Origin of the sequence: Streptomyces zinciresistens K42, assembly GCF_000225525.1 — a bacterium.
Lineage (GTDB): Bacteria > Actinomycetota > Actinomycetes > Streptomycetales > Streptomycetaceae > Streptomyces > Streptomyces zinciresistens.
This window is the reverse complement of record NZ_AGBF01000388.1, coordinates 1-2,635: the sequence shown is the minus strand read 5'-3', so window position 1 is coordinate 2,635 and position 2,635 is coordinate 1. Positions and strand designations below refer to the sequence as shown.

The 2,635-nt window shown below is 74.9% G+C and carries 2 protein-coding genes and 1 pseudogene; all 3 read right to left on the bottom strand.

The features are described from left to right. Positions 1 to 1,406: telomere-associated protein Tap (gene tap, locus SZN_RS36625; RefSeq protein WP_007505836.1), on the bottom strand; the 1,406-nt coding region annotated here is incomplete at its 3' end. 100 nt (positions 1,407 to 1,506) lie between these two features. Then, positions 1,507 to 2,337: a DciA family protein gene (locus SZN_RS36620; RefSeq protein ID WP_007505834.1), complete on the bottom strand. Its 831-nt coding sequence runs from the start codon at positions 2,335 to 2,337 to the stop codon at positions 1,507 to 1,509. After that, positions 2,334 to 2,635, bottom strand: a pseudogene (locus tag SZN_RS41790) (hypothetical protein); the annotation flags it as partial. The pseudogene SZN_RS41790 and the gene SZN_RS36620, both read right to left, overlap by 4 nt.

Genomic DNA, 2,635 nt, shown 5'->3' with positions numbered 1-2,635 from the left:
AGCCAGCTGCCGGGCAGCTTCGGGTCGAACACCGGGTTCGTGACGTGCGTCGGCGCTCCGAGGCCGACGTTCAGGCCGTTGGCTCCGGCGGCGAAGGCCATGTTGACGTCGAGGCCGACCAGGTAGCGCAGGGTGCACTCGGCATCGGTCATCGGCCGCGCCCAGTCGTACGCCTCCTCAAACAGCTTCTCTGCCGGGCCGCGCACGTGGAACCGCGGCAGCTCCTTGAGCAGCGGGTGCCCGTCCGGAGCCTCACACGGCGCGCAGTCCACCGGGTCCTTGCCCAGGGAGCCGGGGTTGTGCTCGGAGTGCCGCTTACCCGTCGCGTCCGGCTCGGAGGCCCGGGTCGCCGGGTGCAGCGCGGTCATCAGCTCCAGGCCGGTCACGGCGGTCGATCCGCGCGGCGTCATCACCCTCGAGGCGTACACGCCCAGGAGCCGGGCGAGTTCGGCCGGCGCCAGCTGCCCGGCCGTGCCCCAGTGCCGGGTGTCCAGCGCGTTCCACGACGGGATGCACAGCTGCACGCAGGCCCGCTCCGAGCCCTGCGCGGGCCGGTAGATCCGCGCCCACGGGCCGAAGCCCCTCTTCGTCAGCTGCCACTGCGCGCGGGTCAGCTGCTTGATGACCTTGTGGCCCTCCGGGATGCGCCCCGCGATCCGCTCCTCCTCCGTGAGCGTGGCCGGAAGGCCGTAGCGCTCCAGCGCGGCCTCGGTGAGCACGAGCAGCGGGTCGGCGTCCTTGCCGGGGCCGGACAGCTTCGGCGCCCCCAGCTTCGCCTCCTTGAGCGTCCAGTCCACCAGGGACGGCAGTGACTTGGCGGGCACGTCCAGGACCAGGCCGCCGGTGCAGTACGCCAGCACCTTGCCGTCGTCGTCGACGTCCAGGACCGCCAGCGGGCCGTTCTCGAACCGCGGGTCGGTGCCGCCCGCCGGGGTTCCGGCCGGGGCCGCCTTCCGGGCGCCGGGACGGCGCGACGTCGACGTGGTCCTGGTGGTGCTCGCCGGGCGGGGCGCGGCGGCCGGGGCAGGGGCGACGGGAGCCGGGACAGGGGTCTGGGTGTTCTCGGTTGCAGTCATGACCGCAGGCTCGGACGCCTCGCCTGTGGACAGAGGACGGGCTTCGGCCGGGGCGGCCGCGCCGGTGAACGTGGCGGGCACCGGGGCCGGGTAGAGCTCCGCGAGCTGCTTGAGCAGCCGCGCGTACGCCTCACGCTCGGGGCCGCGGGGCTCGGTCGGCTTCTTCGGCGACTCCCAGGCGGACACGGTGGCCCGGCGCACCTTCAGCGCGCCGGCGACGTCGTCCAGCGTCAGGCCGTGCGCGACCCGCAGTCGCTTGCGCTCCTCCGCCGGCGGCAGCGGGGCGCGGGACGCGACCAGCGCGTCGACCGCGTCGAACATCTCGGACATGGAACACCTCCTGACGCACACTCTACCCCATGAACCGTAAGGTTCGCGTACATCTACCGTACAAACACCGTACGGACCTGCTTTTGAGTGAGGCGACGTTTCACGCTGACGTCCTCAGTCGAGACCGCTGAGGTGCCACCGCCGCCACGGTCCCGGCCTCCCTCGCCGCCCGCTCCGCACGGGCGCGGCGCACGGCCGCGGCATGGGAGGCGTCGGCCTGGCGGCGGTGCTCGGTGCGGGCCTGCTCGATCGGGGCCGGCTCATCGTCCGGGACGGCGTCGGGCTTGGGGAACGCACGGCGCGACAGCTCCCGCATCGCGGCGGTCTGCCGCTCCACCGCCTCCGCGATGTGCGGGTCCACCCGCGACGGCGGCGCCGCCTCCTGGTGTGCGGCGAGCGCGCGGCGGTAGCCGTCCGAGGCGGTCTCCCGGGTGCGCGGCGGCCCGGCGGGCGCGGCCGCGGGCTCCGGATCGGAGTCGGCCGGCTCGGGCAGTGGCACGGTGCCGGGCGCCAGGATCCGCAGGGTGCGGACGACCGTCCGGCCCGCCGACTTGTTGGCGGCCGCGATGATGCGGGTCTGCTCCAGGCGGGCTTTCGTCGCCCAGGCCGCCGACTCCGGGCACACCGTGAGCTGGCCGGAGTCGGCGTCGTACGACACGGCGGCGACGTGCCCGGCGAGCTCGGGGGCGATGGCTGCCCACCGTTCGCGCAGCGTCGCGCCGGCGGCCGGGAGCTCCCACGCGCGCTCGGTGACCAGCGCGCCAATCGCGGCCCCGAGGCCCATCGGCTCGCGCCCGTCGCGGCGCACCGTACGGACCATCCGCGGCTTCGCCTTCGCCTTCTTGCCGCCGCCGTTGGCGCGTGCCGCCTCCATCGCGGCCCGCAGCGCGACCCGGGCCAGGTCGACGCCGGACACCTCGCTGCCGCTCATGCCTGCCCCCACGGGGTGTAGCCGAGGTCCAAGTGACCGAGGCCCGAAAGGCGCTGCACGGTCGCGACGAACGACCTGGTGAACAGGCGCTGCGCGGAGTGCTCGCCGTACCGGGCGATGTGGTCGTGGACGATCTGGTGGTCGTGCGCGGCGCGGGTGCGCCAGTCGAGCACCTGCTCGCGGGTCAGGTCCTCGAGGACCAGCTCCTGGCCGTCGTCGACGTCCGCGACCTCCGGGGCCGGGGTGACGGCGGCCGGACGGGGCGCGGGCAGTACGACCGGCGCCACCGCCGCGGCCG

Bases quoted from the DNA above. Each gene is read 5' to 3' on its own strand.
- SZN_RS36620 (WP_007505834.1), bottom strand. From the start codon at position 2,337: ATGAGCGGCAGCGAGGTGTCCGGCGTCGACCTGGCCCGGGTCGCGCTG.